We start from the raw sequence: 15,964 nt of genomic DNA, 5'->3' as shown, positions 1-15,964 counted from the left end.
CGCAGAAAGGCGCAGTGGTGCGTGACCTCGTCGAAATCGGCATGGGCCGGACAGCCCGACGGACCTACGAGCAGGGGGACATCAGCATCGTCCCGTCCCGTCGGACCCGTTCGTCCAAGGACGTCTCCACCGCATGGCAGATCGATGCCTACCGGTTCTCCTCGCCGATCCTGAGCCACCCGACCGATGCCCTGGTGTCGCCGTCGGTCGCGATCGAACTGGGCAAGCTCGGCGCGCTCGGCGTCCTGAACGGTGAGGGGCTGTGGGCCCGTCATCGCGACGTCGAGGCGAAGATCGCCGAACTCGTCGCCATCGCGGCGGAGGACCCGGATCCCTATGCGGCGGTTCGACACCTGCAGCAACTCCACTCGGCCCCGCTCGACAGCGGGTTGCTCGGCGAGGCCGTGGCCCAGGTCCGCGACGCGGGGGTCACCACGGCCGTTCGCGTCAGTCCGCAGCACGCACCCGAGCTGACCCCGGCGCTGCTGGCCGCCGGGGTGGAGATCCTGGTGGTGCACGGCACGATCATCTCGGCGGAGCACGTGGCGCAGGTCGATGCCGACGGCACGCAGCGGGAACCGCTGAACCTGAAGACCTTCATCGCCGATCTCGACGTACCGGTCATCGCGGGCGGCGTGCACGACCACCGCACCGCGCTGCACCTGATGCGGACGGGTGCCGCGGGCGTGATCGTCGGCTACGGTTCCGCCGCGGGAGCCACCACGACGGGCGAGGTGCTCGGCATCGGTGTGCCGATGGCCACCGCCATCGCCGACGCCGCCGCCGCGCGTCGCGACTACCTGGACGAGACCGGCGGTCGCTACGTCCACGTCATCGCCGACGGCGACATCCACAGCTCGGGCGACATCGTCAAGGCGATCGCCTGTGGAGCCGACGCCGCGGTCCTCGGAACCTCGCTCGCCGCAACGAGTTCCGCGCCCGGCAACGGATGGTACTGGCCGTCGGCCGCTGCTCACCCCGACACCCCGCGCGGCGCCCTCCTGCAGGTCGCCGCGGGCGAGGACCGACCGAGTCTCGAGCGGGTTCTCTACGGCCCCTCCGACGACCCGTACGGCGAACTGAATGTCGTCGGCGCACTGCGTCGGGCCATGGCGAAGGCCGGTTACTGCGACCTCAAGGAATTCCAGCGCGTGGGGTTGTCCGTCCGCGGCTGATAGTTAGGGTGACCTGGGTCTCTTTATGTGACAATGCGCGTTAGTATGTTCGGCATGGGATTCGACAAGTCGACCGAACACGCCACCGACTTCGACGTTCTGATCGTCGGCTCCGGGTTCGGCGGCAGCGTGAGTGCGTTGCGGCTGGTGGAGAAGGGGTACCGCGTCGGCGTGGTCGAGGCCGGGCGTCGGTTCGAGGACGAGGACTTCGCCAAGACAAGTTGGCGTCTCAACCGATGGTTGTGGGCACCGAAGCTGGGCCTGTACGGCATCCAGCGCATCCACGCCCTGAAAGACGTGATGATCCTCGCCGGGGCGGGGGTGGGCGGCGGCTCGCTCAACTACGCCAACACGCTCTACAAGCCCCCGACGCCCTTCTTCACCGATCCCCAGTGGAATCACATCACCGACTGGGAGGACGAGCTCACCCCGTACTACGACCAGGCCCGGCGGATGCTCGGGGTGGTCACCAACCCGACGGTCACCGCGTCCGACCGCGTGGTCGCCGAAGTCGCCGCCGAGATGGGGGTCGGGGACACGGTGACCCCGACGCCGGTCGGTGTGTTCTTCGGCGCGAAGACCGGCCTGTCCGGCGCGCCCGGTGAGACCGTCGCCGACCCGTACTTCGGCGGCGCGGGTCCGGACCGGACCGCCTGTACCGAATGCGGCGCCTGCATGACCGGATGCCGGGTGGGTGCCAAGAACACCCTGCTGAAGAACTATCTCGGTCTAGCGGAGAGCCACGGCGCCACCATCATCGACCGGACCACGGTGGACTCGCTACAGCAGCGCGCCGACGGTGTCTGGGAGGTGGGTACGCATCACTCGTCGTCGTGGGGGCCGCTCGGACGCCGCCGGCGCACGATCACGGCGGGTCAGGTCATCCTGGCGGCCGGCACGTTCAACACCCAACGACTGCTGCACCACGCGAAACTCGGTACGCTGCCGCAGATCTCGGACGCGATGGGCCGGCTCACGCGCACCAACTCGGAGTCGATCCTGGGTGCGATGGGGTCGCGGATCGACCCGGAGAACGACTACTCGCGCGGCGTCGCGATCACTTCGTCGTTCTACCCCGAGCCGAACACGCACATCGAACCGGTGCGATACGGCAAGGGCTCCAACGCGATCGCGTACCTGCAGACCCTGCTCACCGATGGCGGGACCCGGCGCAACCGATTCGGGCAGTTCCTGCGTCAGGTCGCCCGCAACCCGTTCCTGCTGGTGCGGTTGCTCGTGGTGCGACAGTGGAGTGAGCGGACCGTGATTGCCCTGGTCATGCAGAACAACAACAACTCGCTGACCACCTTCGTCCGCAAGCGCGGACCGCTGCGGTACGTCACCAGCAAACAGGGCCACGGCGAGCCGAATCCGACGTGGATTCCCAAGGGCAACGAGGCAACTCGCCGTATCGCGGCGAAGCTCGACGGCGGCGTCGCCGGCGGGACCTGGGGCGACATCGTCAACATGCCGCTGACCGCGCACTATCTCGGCGGCTGCGCGATCTCCGACGACCCGGACAACGGCGTCATCGATCCCTACCAGCGCGTGTGGAACTACCCGACGTTGCACATCGCGGACGGTGCGTCGGTGTCGGCGAACCTCGGCGTCAATCCGTCGCTGACGATCTGTGCGCAGGCGGAACGCGCGGCGGCACTGTGGCCGAACAAGGGCGAACAGGACCGGCGTCCTGCCCAGGGCGAGCCGTATCGCCGCATCGAGCCCGCGACGCCGACGTCCCCGGTGGTGCCGGCCGACGCACCCGGCGCCCTGCGGCTGCCGATCACCCCGGTCGTCCCGGCCACTCCACTGACGGCTCAACGGATCTCGTAGCGTCGGTGCGCCGATCACCCGCCCTGTGAGCACGTAACCCCGGTCGGCGGCGTCGGCGGGTAGTGTCGTCGTCCAGTGCCGAACGGGGGAGACGCATGTCGGGGACAGAACCGCTGACCGTGGTGTTGGCGGGCGGAAGTGGTTCGCTGGGTACGCATCTGGCGACCGATCTCGCCGCGCGTGGGCATCATCCGGTCATCCTGACGCGGCGGATCGATCCGTCGTCGCCGTTCGAACAGGTGGTCTGGGACGGCAGGACCCAGGGCAACTGGGCCGAAGCGCTGACCGCGGACCGTCCGACGGCGGTGGTCAACCTCGCGGGCAAGCTCGTGGATTGCCGCCCCAGCGCCGAGAACATCGCGGCACTGCGGGACAGCCGGGTCGACGCGACGCGCGCACTCGTCACCGCATCGCGCGAACGCACGACGCCGATCTCGTACTGGCTGCAGTCCAGCACGACCGCGATCTGGAGCGACGCGGGTGAACTGTGGTGCACCGAATCGACGCCGACCCCGGTGGGCCTCCCGCAGATGACCGGCGTCGCACGGCCCTGGGAGGAGGCGGTGGACGGCGCGAACACCGACCATCTGACCGTGCTGCGTACCTCGATCGTGCTCGATGCTGATTCGCCGGCCATCCGACGCCTCGTGGGGCTCACGAGGTTCGGTCTCGGCGGGCGGGTCGGCGACGGCCGACAGTGGTTCAGCTGGATTCACATCGACGACTGGCTCGCGATCGCCCGCGCGGCACTGCGGGTCGACGAAGGGGTGACGCTGCCCGACGGTGTCGTCGTGGCGGCCAGTCAGCATCCGGTGCGTAACTCCGAACTCATGGCGATGCTGCGCGCGGAGATCGGACGGCCGCCCGCGCCGCCGACGCCCGCGTGGTTGCTCAAACTCGGTGCGGTGGTGCTGCGCACGGACCCGGCCCTCGGACTCACGGGGCGCCGTGCGCGGTCGGATGTGCTCGCCGACGCCGGTTTCGAATTCAGCTTTCCACGGCTCGAGGACGCACTCTCCGATCTGCTCTGAGAGGTCGCCTCAGTCCAGTCCGCGCGCGGTGAGGGTGTCGGCGAAACCGTCGGCGGTGCGCAGGGCGGCGAGGACGACCGGGGCGACGAGGATGCGTGGACCGGGCCGGAGCCCGCGCGCCTTGCGTGCCTCGTCGACCTCCCGCACCACCTCGACCATCAGCGGGATCGCCCGGATGGTCAGTGCCAGCGCGAGGGCGATGAGGTCCACGCGCACCCCGAGCCGTCTCAGGGGGCCGAGCGCACGGACGATCGTGTCGAGCATGTCCGTCGTGCGGGTGGTCAGCGAGACGGCCGCGGCGAGCGCGACCGACAGCGCGAGGACGCCGCAGACGACCACCGCCCGCCGCCAGTCGGTGAAGACGACCTGGAACGCGAAGATGAACAGCAGCAACCACATCAGTGGCCGCAGCTGCCGCCACGCCTCGCGCGGCCCGATCCCCGCCAGCGCGTAGACGACCGCGACCCCGGCTGTCGCGATGCCGAGCGCGGTGAGCGACCGGACCGTCAGCGACAGCACCAGGATCACCACGCCCATCGCGACGAACTTGACGCCCGCGGGCAGTCGGTGCAGCAGCGTGTTGCCGGGACGGTAGACGCCGAGGACGTTCACGACATCATCCCGCGGTAGGCGGCCAGCGCGGGCCGTGGTTCGTCGTCGACGACCACCCGCCCCTCGTCGATGACGRTGACGCGGTCGAAGTCGGCCAGGATGTCGAGATCGTGGCTGACGACGACGAGTTGCTCGTCGAGGGTCGCGAACACGTCGGTGAGCATGCGGGTGTTGCGCAGGTCGAGCAGGGTGGTGGGTTCGTCGGCGACGATGATCGCGGGGTCGGTCACGAACACCGACGCCAGGGCGAGGAGCTGCTTCTGCCCGCCGGAGAGCCGCTGGGCCGGATGGTCCGCGTGGTCGGCGAGGCCGAATCGGGCGAGTACCTCGCCGGCGCGCTCGGCGCGCGCCGACTTGTCGAGATCGGTTCGACGAAGCGACAATTCGATGTCCTCGCGGACCGTCGGCATGATGATCTGACGGTCGGGGTCGGAGAAGATGAAGCCCACCCGGCGTCGGACCTCACGCTTGTTCTTCGCGACCGCGAGCCCGTCGACGGTGACGGTCCCGGAATCGGGCACGACGAGCGCGTTGATCATCCGCGCCAGCGTCGACTTGCCGCTGCCGTTGGCGCCGACGATCCCGATCCGGTTCTCCGACAACGTCAGTGAGACCTCGCGCAGGACGACGCGGTCGCCGTAGGCGTGGGTGACGTCGGTGAACTCGATCATCGCCGGTGGGGTGGGGCGAGGGTCAGCCGGCCACGGTGCCGGATCGGCGCGCGCGCAACGGTTCGATGAGGCCCGGCCGGCCGCGGTGGACCTGGGCCGCGACCAGGGCCGCGATGACGCACTTGGCGATGTCGCCGGGGATGAACGAACCGTTGGTCGCGATGGCCGCCCACAGTGTCAGGTCGGTCCGCACCAGCAGGCCGAGCACCCCGCAGGCGTAGAGGACGACGATGCCGCCGAGCGCGTTGATGCCGATGCCCCACAGCACGCGATATTTCCCGGAGCCCGTCGTCCCGCCGGTCGAGACCATGAGTGCGGTCAGCACCCCGATGACGATGACCGCAGGGAGGAAGCCGATGAAGTATCCGGCCGTCGGGGAGGACAGCGCGGTGAGGCCGTTGCGTCCGCCCGAGAGGATCGGGAGTCCGGCGATCGCCAGCACCATGAAGATGACCACGGCCAGCGTGCCCTTCTTCGGGCCGAGAACCGCCCCGGCGAGGATGACCCCGAGCGACTGGAACGTGATCGGCACACCGCTGGTGCCGATGTTGATGGTCCCGGGCAGGCCGAGCGCGGCGATCAGCGCGGCGAACACGGCGGCCTGGGTGAGGTCGCCGATGCTCAGCGACCAGCGGTTGGGGGATTTCGGCGATGCAGTCATGTCGATTCCGGAGTATTTCACGCGGCGGCCGAGCAGCCGCACCCACCGGGCGGGGTGACCAGGTATCGACGCCGGTCCGCCCACTAGACTCGGCCCGGTGACAGACACTTCTTCTGCGAACTCGTCCTCTCCCGAGGATTTCCTCGAGGGCCCGCGGCCGGTGCTCGTCGTCGACTTCGGCGCGCAGTACGCGCAGCTGATCGCGCGTCGGGTGCGGGAAGCGCGGATCTACTCGGAGGTGATCTCGCATGAGGCGCCGATCGCGGAGATCCAGGAGAAGGATCCGGTCGCGATCATCCTGTCGGGCGGACCGTCGTCGGTGTACGCGGAGGACGCGCCGGACCTCGATCCCGCTCTCTTCGACCTCGACGTCCCGGTCTTCGGCATCTGCTACGGCTTCCAGGCGATGGCGGACAAGCTGGGCGGTGAGGTGGCCAACACCGGCGGGCGCGAGTTCGGCCGGACGACGTTCACGACCAACGGCGAAGGCGTTCTCCACCAGGGTCTCTCGGACACCCAGCCGGTCTGGATGAGCCACAACGACGCCGTCCAGTCCCCGCCGGAGGGGTTCACCGTCACCGGGTCGACGCCCGGCGCGCCGGTCGCATCCTTCGAGGACCTGAAGCGCCGGATGGCCGGTGTGCAGTACCACCCCGAGGTGCTGCACACGCCGCACGGCCAGCAGATCCTCACCCGTTTCCTGTACGAGATCGCCGGTCTCGAGGCCACCTGGACCGCGGCCAACATCGCCGACGCGCTGATCGACGCGGTCGCCGACCAGATCGGTGACGGGCGGGCCATCTGCGGGCTCTCCGGCGGCGTGGATTCCGCGGTGGCCGCCGCGCTGGTGCAGCGCGCCATCGGCGATCGTCTGACCTGTGTCTTCGTCGACCACGGTCTTCTGCGCGCCGGAGAACGCGAACAGGTACAGCACGATTTCGTCGGCGCGACCGGGGCGAAGCTGGTGACGGTCGATGCCGCCGACACATTCTTGCGTGAGCTGTCCGGCGTCAGCGACCCGGAGACCAAGCGCAAGATCATCGGCCGCGAGTTCATCCGGTCGTTCGAGGGTGCGGTCAGCGAGGTCCTCGGCGAGGAGGCCGAGGCGGGGGAGAAGGTCGACTTCCTCGTCCAGGGCACCTTGTACCCCGACGTCGTCGAGTCCGGCGGCGGCAGCGGAACCGCGAACATCAAGAGTCATCACAACGTCGGCGGTCTGCCCGACGACCTCGAGTTCAGTCTCGTGGAACCGCTGCGTCTGCTGTTCAAGGACGAGGTGCGTGCGGTCGGCCGCGAACTGGGGCTGCCCGAGGAGATCGTCGCCCGCCAGCCGTTCCCCGGGCCCGGCCTGGCGATCCGCATCGTCGGCGAGGTGACCGGCGACCGACTGGAGACGCTGCGCAAGGCCGACCTGATCGCGCGCGAGGAACTGACCGCCGCCGGCCTCGACTCGCAGATCTGGCAGTGTCCGGTCGTGTTGCTGGCCGACGTGCGCAGCGTGGGCGTGCAGGGAGACGGCCGCACCTACGGCCACCCGATCGTGCTGCGCCCGGTGTCGAGCGAGGACGCGATGACCGCGGACTGGACGCGTGTGCCCTACGAGGTCCTCGAGATCATCTCCACCCGCATCACCAACGAGGTCGCCGAGGTCAACCGGGTGGTGCTCGACGTGACGAGCAAGCCGCCGGGCACCATCGAGTGGGAATGAGCTGACGAGAGCGGCCGGTGGCATCTGCCACCGGCCGCTCTCGTCAGCTCATGCCGGGTCTCAGCGCCGGGAACGCGTGCCGGACACGATCAGCACGAGTCCGACCAGCAGCCCGATTCCGACGACGACCCATCCGAGGTCGGCGGCGTCGGGAAGTGCCGGCCCGTCGGCGAGTCCCCACCCGGCCACCGCAAGGGCGGCGAGTCCGAGCAGTCCCAGACCGGGAGCGCGATGGGTGGCGCCACAACCTCGGTCGTCATCGGTGCCGGAAGCGTTCATCTCGGTGCTCATCGCAGGACCTCGACCTCTCCCAATCCGGTGCGGGCCTCGATCTGCAGGACCGGGCCATCGGTGCCGTCACGTCCGCCGTCGAGCCCGGTGGGGCAGTTGTAGTCGCCGACACCGGTCTGGCAATCGGCACGCACGTTCATCGTCTCTGGCACGTGCACCGTGATCTTGCCGACCCCGCTCTCGAGTCGTACGGTCCGGTCGGCGGTGAGTTCGACCGCGCGTAGGTCCAAGGCCATCTCGCCGATGCCGAGTGAGTACTCGGCCTGGATGTCGTTCTCGGTCAACGGCTTCCACTCGCGGTCACCGACCCCGCCGGGCGGCAGCGGGCCGGACAGGCCGTTGACCCCGGAGATCACGGTGGTGACGATGACCGCGGCACCGAGAGAGACCGCGATGGGCGCCAGGCCCGTGCTGTGCTCACCGGTGCGGCGCTTGACGACGGCCGCGACGAGGAGTCCGGCTCCGATCACGGCGAGGGAGAGCGACAGGATGTGGGGGACGGTGAACCACTCGACACCCATCTGGTGCAGGCCCGCACCGATCGCACCCACGATGGTCGCCAGACCGACCACGATCAGGGTCAGCGGTGAGCGTCGGTGCCGACGGACGGCCGGTTCGGCCGGGCGGGTCGGCTCGGGCAGATCCCAGGCGAACCGCGCCGCTCCCAACGGATCCCACGCGGGTGGACTCGCCTCGAAGTCGGCATCGAGTTCTCGACTGCTCTGGGTCTGCACGTCGCTCGGCCCTCCGCTCCCTGAGGTGTGAGGAGCGTCAGCGCCCCTCTCTCCGCTCCCTGAGGTGTGAGGAGCGTTAGCGACGAGCCTCGAAGGGTCCTCCGACAGTTCAACTCCCGGCGCCGGGGTGGCCGGGTGTTCGGTGGCCGGATTCCCGCCGATCGCGGACGTGTCCGGTGCTTTGGTCATGGATGCTCCTGGGGTCTGGGGGCCGTCCGTGGGGGTGACCGCGTCGGGGGCCGGGTGGCTCATCGCGCGCGGCACCCACCGTTCGAACTGCCCGGCCGCCGGTGGCGGGACGACGATGTCGGTGACCGCCGCGGTGTCGATGCTGGTACCGGCCGGTGGAGTCGGGGTCCGCAGGTACAGCAGGTACCAGCCGCCGAGCATCAGGATCGCGCCGACGAGCCCGCCCGAGCCCCAGGTGCGATTGGGGCCGAATGAGGTGACGATGACGATCGCGAGCACGACCAGCAGGATCACCTGCGGATTCCCCAGGCCGTGCATCGAGTTGTGCGACGCGGTGTGACCGGCCCGGGGGGAATCGACACGGAGCGCATCGGCGCGGGCGCGTCCGGCGCCCGGGAACGCGACCCAGGCCGCGAGATAGAGGATGAGTCCGCTGCCGCCGAAGAAGGCGGCCACCACGAACGCGACCTTCACCAGAGTCGGGTCGACGCGATACCGGGCGGCGATGCCGGTGCACACGCCGGCAATCGTCCGATCGTCGGGCCGATACGGACGGGTCGCCCACAGGCCCTGGATCTGCTGCTGGAACTCCTTGGTGTCCATGACGATCATCGTGCCGCCCGTCCGGCCCCGGACACATCGGGTGATCCCCTGAATTGTCCCCCGGAGAATCCCGAGGCCCGGGGCGGCGGAGCGGACACACCCTGAGATCGCGGCGCATGATCCGGGGTTGACCCCGATGTCGCGAAGCCGATCGCATGGGACGATCGAGGAGTGAGTCGAATGGAGGTCGAGCCGGTCCCGAGACTGGTGCGCCGCGACGGCGGTCGCGTCGTCGCCGGTGTCGCCGGCGGACTGGCCGATCATCTCGGGGTCGAGGTCTTCCGCGTGCGGATTGTCTTCGTGGTCCTGGCCGCGCTGGCCGGCGCCGGGGTCGCCGCCTACGGGCTGCTGTGGTTCTTCTGCCCGCAGGGCGACGACACCGCGTCACCGGCACCGGGAGAGCGTCGTCAATCCCTCGGTCTGGCGATGGTCGGGCTGGTGGCCATGGGCGTGGTCGGATTCGCGGCGTCGGGGACCCCGGCGGAGTACCTCATCCCGTTCGTCTTCATCGCGTTGGGCGCCGCCCTCGTGTGGCGCGAATTCGACACATCCCCGCGCGCACCCCGCACCCCACTGCGCACTTGGACGCGGTTGATCGGCGGCGTCGCGCTCGTTGTCGGCGGCCTCGTGGTCGTGGTGGTGGCCGGGGATCGCAGCTTCGGCGGTCTCAATTCCACGATCCTCGCGGTCGGGGCGACCCTGATCGGCGTCGTCCTGTTGACCGTGCCCCTGTGGATGCGGATGCTGCGCACCATCAACGAGGAGCGCTCGGCCCGCATTCGCAACGCCGAGCGCGAGGAGATCGCCTCGCATCTGCACGACTCGGTCCTGCAGACCCTGGCCCTGATCCAGAAGAAGGCGGGCCGCCCCGAGGAGGTGGCACGCCTGGCCCGGAGTCAGGAACGCGAGTTGCGGGCCTGGCTGTTCGGCGATCCGGCCACCGAACGCGGCTCGCTCGCGGCGGCACTGCGCAGTGTCGGCGCCGAGGTCGAGGACGCCTACGGTATCGAGGTGGAGATCATCACCGTCGGCGATCTGCGTCCGGACAACACCCGGGACGCCAAACGCTGGTCGGCTCTCGTGGGGGCCACGCGCGAGGCGCTGGTCAACGCCGCCAAGCACTCCGGTGAACGCACCGTGGACGTGTACGGCGAGATCACCGACGACGAGGTCGAGGTGTATGTCCGTGACCGGGGAATCGGTTTCGACCCCGACGCCGTCGACGACGACCGCCAGGGCATCTCCCGGTCGATCCGCGCACGTGTGGAGAGGATGGGCGGCCGCGTGCGGATCACGTCGACCCCCGGGCGCGGGACGAACGTGGGTCTGATGATGCCGCGTGGTGACGGGGGATCGGGATCGATCGACGAGAGAGCGGACGACACCCGACGCTCTGCCGAGGTGACCGTCGACGCGGTCGCCCCGACCGACAACAGGAAGGCACGATGACGCCGAGTTCCCCGAGTTCCGACCCGACCGGCCCCGGTCCGGTGACCGTCTATCTCGTCGACGACCATGCGGTCTTCCGCTCCGGGGTCCGTGCCGAACTGGCCGACGAGCCGGGCCTGCGCGTCGTCGGCGAGGCGGGCACCGTACCCGAGGCGATCGACGGGATCGTGGCGGCGGCTCCCGATGTGGTCCTGCTCGACGTGCACATGCCGGCCGGCGGCGGGGTGGCGGTCCTGCGCGGGGTGCTCGATCGACTCGGATCGAACGGAACGGGTTCGAATGCAACGGGTTCGACACCGCCGGTCTTCCTGGCCCTGAGCGTGTCGGACGCGGCCGAGGATGTCATCGCGACCATCCGGGCCGGTGCCCGCGGTTACGTGACCAAGACGATCGCGGGCCCGGAACTCGCCGACGCGGTCCGCCGGGTCGCCGACGGCGACGCGGTGTTCAGCCCACGTCTCGCGGGTTTCCTCCTCGACTCGTTCACCGGAAAATCCTCGGCACCCGAACCGCCGCTCGACCCCGAACTCGACTCGCTGACCAGGCGCGAACTGGAGGTGCTGCGCCTGCTCGCGCGCGGGTACACCTATCGGGAGATCGCCGAGGAGCTGTTCATCTCGATCAAGACGGTCGAGACACACGCGTCGAACGTTTTGCGGAAGACCCAGCAGTCCAACCGCAATGCCCTCACCCGATGGGCGGCCACCCGTCACATCGGCTGACCGCAGCGGCGCCGGCTCAGCGCAACAGCGCGATCGCGAGTACGACGACGACCGCGAGCACGGCGAAGAACACGAGGATCGACACCGCCAGTGCCGTGCTCGACGTGCCCGGCGCCGGCGGACCGGGGTTCGGTTGCCGGGATCCGGATGAGTACTGCTGGGAGGCAGGCGGTCTCGGCGTCGACGAATGTGGTTGCGGCGTCGACATCAGGGTCGGGGACATGCCGCGACGTGTGTCCGGAAGGTCGCGGGAGCCGCGATCGGCGGACATCGTCGGGGCGTATGGGGGCAGGGTGGCACCGGCCGGACGATGCGAACCGGTCGTCGACGACCGGCCGGCGCGCTGTGACCAGGTCGGCGTGCCCGCCCCGGGCCGGGTGATGAGGCCGGTCAGGACCTGGTCGCGGGTGCCTCGGGAACCGGCCGCGAACGAGGTGAGCATGTCTCGTGCCTGACTCATCGTCGGGCGTTTGGTCGGGCTCGGTTCCAGGAGGCGCAGCAGGATCGGCTCGAGCTCGGCGGCATTCTGCATGGGATTGATGCGTGCGCGTGCGACCTTGTGCAGCAAGGCGATCGAGTTGTCGTCGACACCGAACGGCGGCTGACCCTCCACCATCGTGTAGACGGTCGCGCCCAGCGAGTAGACGTCCGAGGCCTCCTGCGGATCGGCGCCGCGCGCGACCTCGGGGGCGAAATACGCAGGCGTTCCGGTGATCACGCCGGTCTGGGTGAGAGTGACATCGTCCTTCGCCCGCGAGATCCCGAAGTCGGTGATCTTGACCAGGCCGGTCTGCCGTCCGCCCTCGGCGATGAGGATGTTGCCGGGCTTGATGTCGCGGTGCACGATCCCCGCGGCGTGGGCCTCGACCATCGCATCGGCGACCTGGGCGCCGATCTGGGCGGCCTCGGCGGGCGCGAGAGTCTTTGTGGCGTGCAAGATCTGGGCCACACTGCGGGAAGGTAGGTATTCCATGACCAGCCAGGGCTCGCCGCGGTCGAGAGCGACATCGTGCATGGCGATCGCGTTGCGGTGGGAGAGCTTCGCGGCGATCCGCCCCTCCCGCATGGCCCGCTTGCGCACGTTGTCGGCGGAGTCCTCGGTGAGGCCCTCGGTGGAGACGACCTGCTTGACGGCGACGTCACGGTCGAGGAGCTGGTCGCGGGCGAGCCACACGGTTCCCATGCCGCCGCCGCCGATGCGCGATTTCAGACGGTACCGGCCGGCCACCAGGTACTGGGGACCCGGTGCATGGTGGGTTCCGGCGGTCGTCGACATACGGAGATGATAGCGGCGAGGTCGACGCCGCGGGCACCGCACTTGACAGCCATCTCGTACGTATGTTCGACTCCCATCATGCGATGGTCGGATCAGGCGGTCGAGGTCGACGACGGGTCGCTCCCGGGGCTGAGCCGCTCGGGTCTGGTGCGGTCGGTGCGTACGCCCGATTTCGAGGGTGTCACATTCCACGAGGTGCTGGCCAAGAGTGCGCTCAACCGCGTGCCGGAGGCCTCGCAGCTCCCGTTCCAGTTCACGGTCAACACCTTTCGCGGGTGCACGCATGCCTGCCGCTACTGTTTCGCCCGTCCGACGCACGAATATCTCGACCTCGACGCGGGCACCGATTTCGACACCCAGGTCGTGGTGAAGCTCAACGTCGCGGCGGTGCTGCGCAAGGAACTCAAACGCCGGTCGTGGACCCGGGAGACGGTGGCGCTGGGCACCAACACGGACCCGTATCAGCGTGCCGAGGGGCGGTACCGACTCATGCCGGGCGTGATCTCCGCGCTCGCCGAGTCCCGGACGCCGTTCTCCATCCTGACCAAGGGCACCTTGATCCGTCGGGATCTGCCGCTGTTGCGCCAGGCTGCGGGGGAGGTCTCGGTCAGTGTCGGGATCTCGCTGGCGATCCTCGATCAGGACCTGCAGAAGAAGATCGAACCGGGGACGCCGTCGCCCCAGGCGCGGCTGTCGGTGATCCGCGATCTCGCCGACGCCGGCATCGCGCCGCACGTGATGGTGGCCCCCGTCATCCCGTACCTCACGGATTCGACCGCGCATCTCGACTCGTTGCTAGAGGCCCTCGCCGAGGCGGGCGCGTCTGGTGTGACCGCGTTCCCGATGCATCTGCGATCCTCGACCAAGCCGTGGTTCCTCGAGTGGCTGGCGGGGGAGCATCCGGCGCTCATCCGCCGGTACCGGGGGCTCTACGGGCGTGGCGCCTATGTCACCCCGGAGTACTCCTCGTGGCTGCGTGACCGGATGAAGCCGCTCGTGCACCGGCATGGCCTGGCCGGTTCCGGCGGTCTCCGGCAATCGGGTCCCGACTCGCCGGCGACGGTGGCCGCGCCCGAGTTGCAGCACGCCCTCACCCTGTTCTGACCCGTGCCGTCCTGACCGCGCCCGCTGAGCTGGGCGGATTCGACGTGGATACGAAAATCCTATGCTGCGCAACGGCTTTCGGCTTCAGTTGACGCTTGTCGGTGGTTGGTTCTACTCTCGAACAATCGAAACAGTGTTCGAATGATCGGCGGACGAGGGGCCTTCCTCGGGATCGTTCGGGAACTGTGTCGAGAACCCTGATGGCGCGCACCTTCCCGGCTCGTCGAGAACTACTCATGTCGACTGGAGGGTGCCGGAATGGATGTCTCTGCTGGTGTGGCCGTGACCGATACGGCGGCCGGTGGCCGGGCCGACGAGCTGGCGGGTCTGCGCCGGCGGATGGCGGCCATGTCCGGTCGGCCCGACCAGCGGGTGGTCGAGGTCCGAGACCGGTCGGTGGGTGTCCTCCCCGTGCCGGAATCGTTGTCGGATATCTTGCCGCACAACGGCATTCCGCGAGGTTCGGTGGCCCGGCTCGACGGCGCCCGTTCGGTGCTGATCGCGATGATCGCTTCGGTGACCCGTGCGGGTGGACAGGTGGGGATCGTCGGGTTGCCCCGGTTGAGTCTGCTGCCCGCGGCGGAGATGGGCGCCGACCTGTCCCGCATCGCCACCATCCCCGATCCCGGTCCCGACCCGGTCGAGGTGGCAGCGGTGCTGCTCGACGGTATGGACCTGGTGATCCTGGACCTGGGGAGCGGCGGCGAGGGGGCCCGCACGCGGAACGAGATGGTGACCCCCTCGCGTGCCCGGGTGGTCATGGGCCGCGTGCGCAAGCAGTCGTCGGTGCTGCTGGTGACCGGTGGTGCATGGCCGGGTGCGCAACTGGCCATCGAGGCCCGTGTCCTCACCTACCAGCACAGTCCGGTCCTGCCCGGCCGGTCTGCTCCCGCCTCCCGCGCGGCCGGTCTCGACTCCGCACGCAGCGGCTACGGCCGCATCGGCGGGATGCGGCTGCAGGTCACGGTGTCGGGTCGCGGCCGGCAATCCGAGAGCACCGAGGTCGAGCTCCGGGCGACGGGCCACGGTGCCGATCGCACGGTCGAGATGGTCGCGGCGACGACCGTCTCCCCGGTGCTCGCGGTGGCGAACTGATGCCCTCCGGAGAGCCGGGGTCTCGGCGTATCCTCGCGCTCTGGTGCCCGGACTGGCCGGCGATGGCCGCGGCGGCCGAGGCGGATCTGCCCCCGCTGCATCCGGTCGCGGTGCTGTCGGCGAATCGGGTGGTGGCCTGTTCGGCCTCGGCACGGGCCGCCGGTGTGCGGCGGGGGATGCGGAAGCGACAGGCGCAGGCGGCGTGCACGGAGATGACCGTGGTCGCCGCCGACGAGAACCGGGACGGACGGCTGTTCGAACCGGTGGTCGCCGCGGTCGCCGAGGTGATCCCCGCCCTCGAAGTGCTCCGGCCGGGTCTCCTGGTGATCGCCGGCGACCGTGCCGCCCGCTACTTCGGCGGGGTGGAGGCGCTCGCGGAGGAGCTCGTCGACGTGGTGTCGGCGTGCGGCATCGAGTCGCAGGTCGGCATCGCCGACGAGATCTTCACCGCCGTCCTCGCCGCCCGGCACGGGCATCAGGTGGAGCCCGGGGGTGACCGGGAGTACCTCGCCGGCCGCCCCGTCGCCGACCTCGCCGTCGAACCCAGCATGAGCGATCCGTCCCGTGCCGATCTCGTGGAGTTGCTGCGCCGGCTGGGGATCGGCACGATCGGCGCCTTCGCCGACATGTCCGTCACCGACGTCGCCACCCGGTTCGCCCGGGATGCGGTCGTCGCGCACCGGCTGGCCAATGCGCTGCCGGGGCGTGTCCCGTCGTCACGTGGTGTGCCGGCCGAACTCGACGTCGACCACACCTGCGACCCGCCGGTCGACACTCGACGTCGACCACACCTGCGACCCGCCGGTCGAC

General features: G+C 69.5%; 14 protein-coding genes and 1 pseudogene. 9 read left to right on the top strand and 6 right to left on the bottom strand.

Features of this window, described 5'->3' with window-relative positions; all coding sequences use genetic code 11:
- Nucleotides 1–17 precede the first annotated feature (17 nt).
- From A9310_RS06530 to A9310_RS06520, 3 genes are all read left to right on the top strand, one after another.
- The gene (locus A9310_RS06530; RefSeq protein WP_065629956.1) at nucleotides 18–1,175 is read left to right on the top strand and encodes a GuaB3 family IMP dehydrogenase-related protein; all 1,158 of its coding nucleotides are present in this window, start codon (nucleotides 18–20) and stop codon (nucleotides 1,173–1,175) included.
- 54 nt (nucleotides 1,176–1,229) lie between these two features.
- A complete protein-coding gene (locus A9310_RS06525) occupies nucleotides 1,230–3,008 on the top strand; it encodes a GMC family oxidoreductase N-terminal domain-containing protein (protein WP_065629897.1) in 1,779 nt (592 codons plus the stop codon).
- A 95-nt stretch (nucleotides 3,009–3,103) separates the two neighbouring features.
- Nucleotides 3,104–4,039 (top strand): epimerase, encoded by a 936-nt coding sequence (locus A9310_RS06520; RefSeq protein ID WP_065629896.1) that lies wholly within the window; start codon nucleotides 3,104–3,106, stop codon nucleotides 4,037–4,039.
- Nucleotides 4,040–4,048: 9 nt separating this feature from the next.
- Here the strand turns inward: A9310_RS06520 and A9310_RS06515 are convergent, their stop codons facing one another.
- Genes A9310_RS06515 through A9310_RS06505 form a run of 3 tightly spaced genes read right to left on the bottom strand, consistent with a single transcriptional unit; the run spans nucleotide 4,049 to nucleotide 5,983 of the window.
- Complete coding sequence (locus A9310_RS06515; protein WP_065629895.1) at nucleotides 4,049–4,651, bottom strand: energy-coupling factor transporter transmembrane protein EcfT; 603 nt, start codon at nucleotides 4,649–4,651, stop codon at nucleotides 4,049–4,051.
- Nucleotides 4,648–5,322 (bottom strand): energy-coupling factor ABC transporter ATP-binding protein, encoded by a 675-nt coding sequence (locus A9310_RS06510; protein WP_065629894.1) that lies wholly within the window; start codon nucleotides 5,320–5,322, stop codon nucleotides 4,648–4,650. Before A9310_RS06510 ends, A9310_RS06515 begins: the two co-directional genes overlap by 4 nt.
- 22 nt (nucleotides 5,323–5,344) lie before the next feature.
- Entirely contained in the window at nucleotides 5,345–5,983 is a 639-nt protein-coding gene (locus tag A9310_RS06505; protein ID WP_065629955.1) for a biotin transporter BioY, read from the bottom strand.
- Nucleotides 5,984–6,143: 160 nt separating this feature from the next.
- Here A9310_RS06505 and guaA point away from each other — a divergent pair, with 160 nt between their 5' ends.
- On the top strand, nucleotides 6,144–7,691 hold the full coding sequence (gene guaA / locus A9310_RS06500) for a glutamine-hydrolyzing GMP synthase (protein ID WP_065629893.1): 1,548 nt from the start codon (nucleotides 6,144–6,146) through the stop codon (nucleotides 7,689–7,691).
- A gap of 60 nt (nucleotides 7,692–7,751) precedes the next feature.
- On the opposite strand, the gene A9310_RS06495 is transcribed toward guaA, so the two are convergent.
- Nucleotides 7,752–7,982 carry a hypothetical protein gene (locus A9310_RS06495; RefSeq protein ID WP_058250687.1) on the bottom strand — a complete coding sequence of 77 codons (231 nt, stop codon included), beginning with the start codon at nucleotides 7,980–7,982 and terminating at the stop codon, nucleotides 7,752–7,754.
- A complete protein-coding gene (locus tag A9310_RS06490; protein ID WP_065629892.1) occupies nucleotides 7,979–9,517 on the bottom strand; it encodes a PspC domain-containing protein in 1,539 nt (512 codons plus the stop codon). The genes A9310_RS06495 and A9310_RS06490 overlap by 4 nt, the downstream gene beginning before the upstream one ends.
- A gap of 171 nt (nucleotides 9,518–9,688) precedes the next feature.
- Between A9310_RS06490 and A9310_RS06485 the strand changes: the two genes are divergently transcribed.
- Both A9310_RS06485 and A9310_RS06480 read left to right on the top strand, forming a co-directional pair.
- A complete protein-coding gene (locus A9310_RS06485; RefSeq protein ID WP_065629891.1) occupies nucleotides 9,689–10,957 on the top strand; it encodes an ATP-binding protein in 1,269 nt (422 codons plus the stop codon).
- A complete protein-coding gene (locus A9310_RS06480) occupies nucleotides 10,954–11,679 on the top strand; it encodes a response regulator transcription factor (protein WP_065629890.1) in 726 nt (241 codons plus the stop codon). The genes A9310_RS06485 and A9310_RS06480 overlap by 4 nt, the downstream gene beginning before the upstream one ends.
- A gap of 16 nt (nucleotides 11,680–11,695) precedes the next feature.
- On the opposite strand, the gene A9310_RS06475 is transcribed toward A9310_RS06480, so the two are convergent.
- Nucleotides 11,696–12,955: a serine/threonine-protein kinase gene (locus A9310_RS06475; protein WP_065629889.1), complete on the bottom strand. Its 1,260-nt coding sequence runs from the start codon at nucleotides 12,953–12,955 to the stop codon at nucleotides 11,696–11,698.
- 78 nt (nucleotides 12,956–13,033) lie between these two features.
- On the opposite strand from A9310_RS06475, the gene A9310_RS06470 reads away from it, so the two are divergent.
- The 3 genes and pseudogenes from A9310_RS06470 to A9310_RS06460 form a co-directional block, all read left to right on the top strand.
- Nucleotides 13,034–14,059 carry an Rv2578c family radical SAM protein gene (locus A9310_RS06470; RefSeq protein ID WP_065629888.1) on the top strand — a complete coding sequence of 342 codons (1,026 nt, stop codon included), beginning with the start codon at nucleotides 13,034–13,036 and terminating at the stop codon, nucleotides 14,057–14,059.
- A 258-nt stretch (nucleotides 14,060–14,317) separates the two neighbouring features.
- Complete coding sequence (locus A9310_RS06465; RefSeq protein WP_065629887.1) at nucleotides 14,318–15,154, top strand: hypothetical protein; 837 nt, start codon at nucleotides 14,318–14,320, stop codon at nucleotides 15,152–15,154.
- Nucleotides 15,154–15,964, top strand: a pseudogene (locus tag A9310_RS06460) (DNA polymerase Y family protein); the annotation flags it as partial. The gene A9310_RS06465 and the pseudogene A9310_RS06460, both read left to right, overlap by 1 nt.

It is taken from the genome of Gordonia sp. UCD-TK1, from assembly GCF_001691435.1.
Classification (GTDB): domain Bacteria; phylum Actinomycetota; class Actinomycetes; order Mycobacteriales; family Mycobacteriaceae; genus Gordonia; species Gordonia hongkongensis.
Note: the sequence above shows the minus strand (reverse complement) of the source record. Positions and strands in the feature narration are given on the sequence as shown.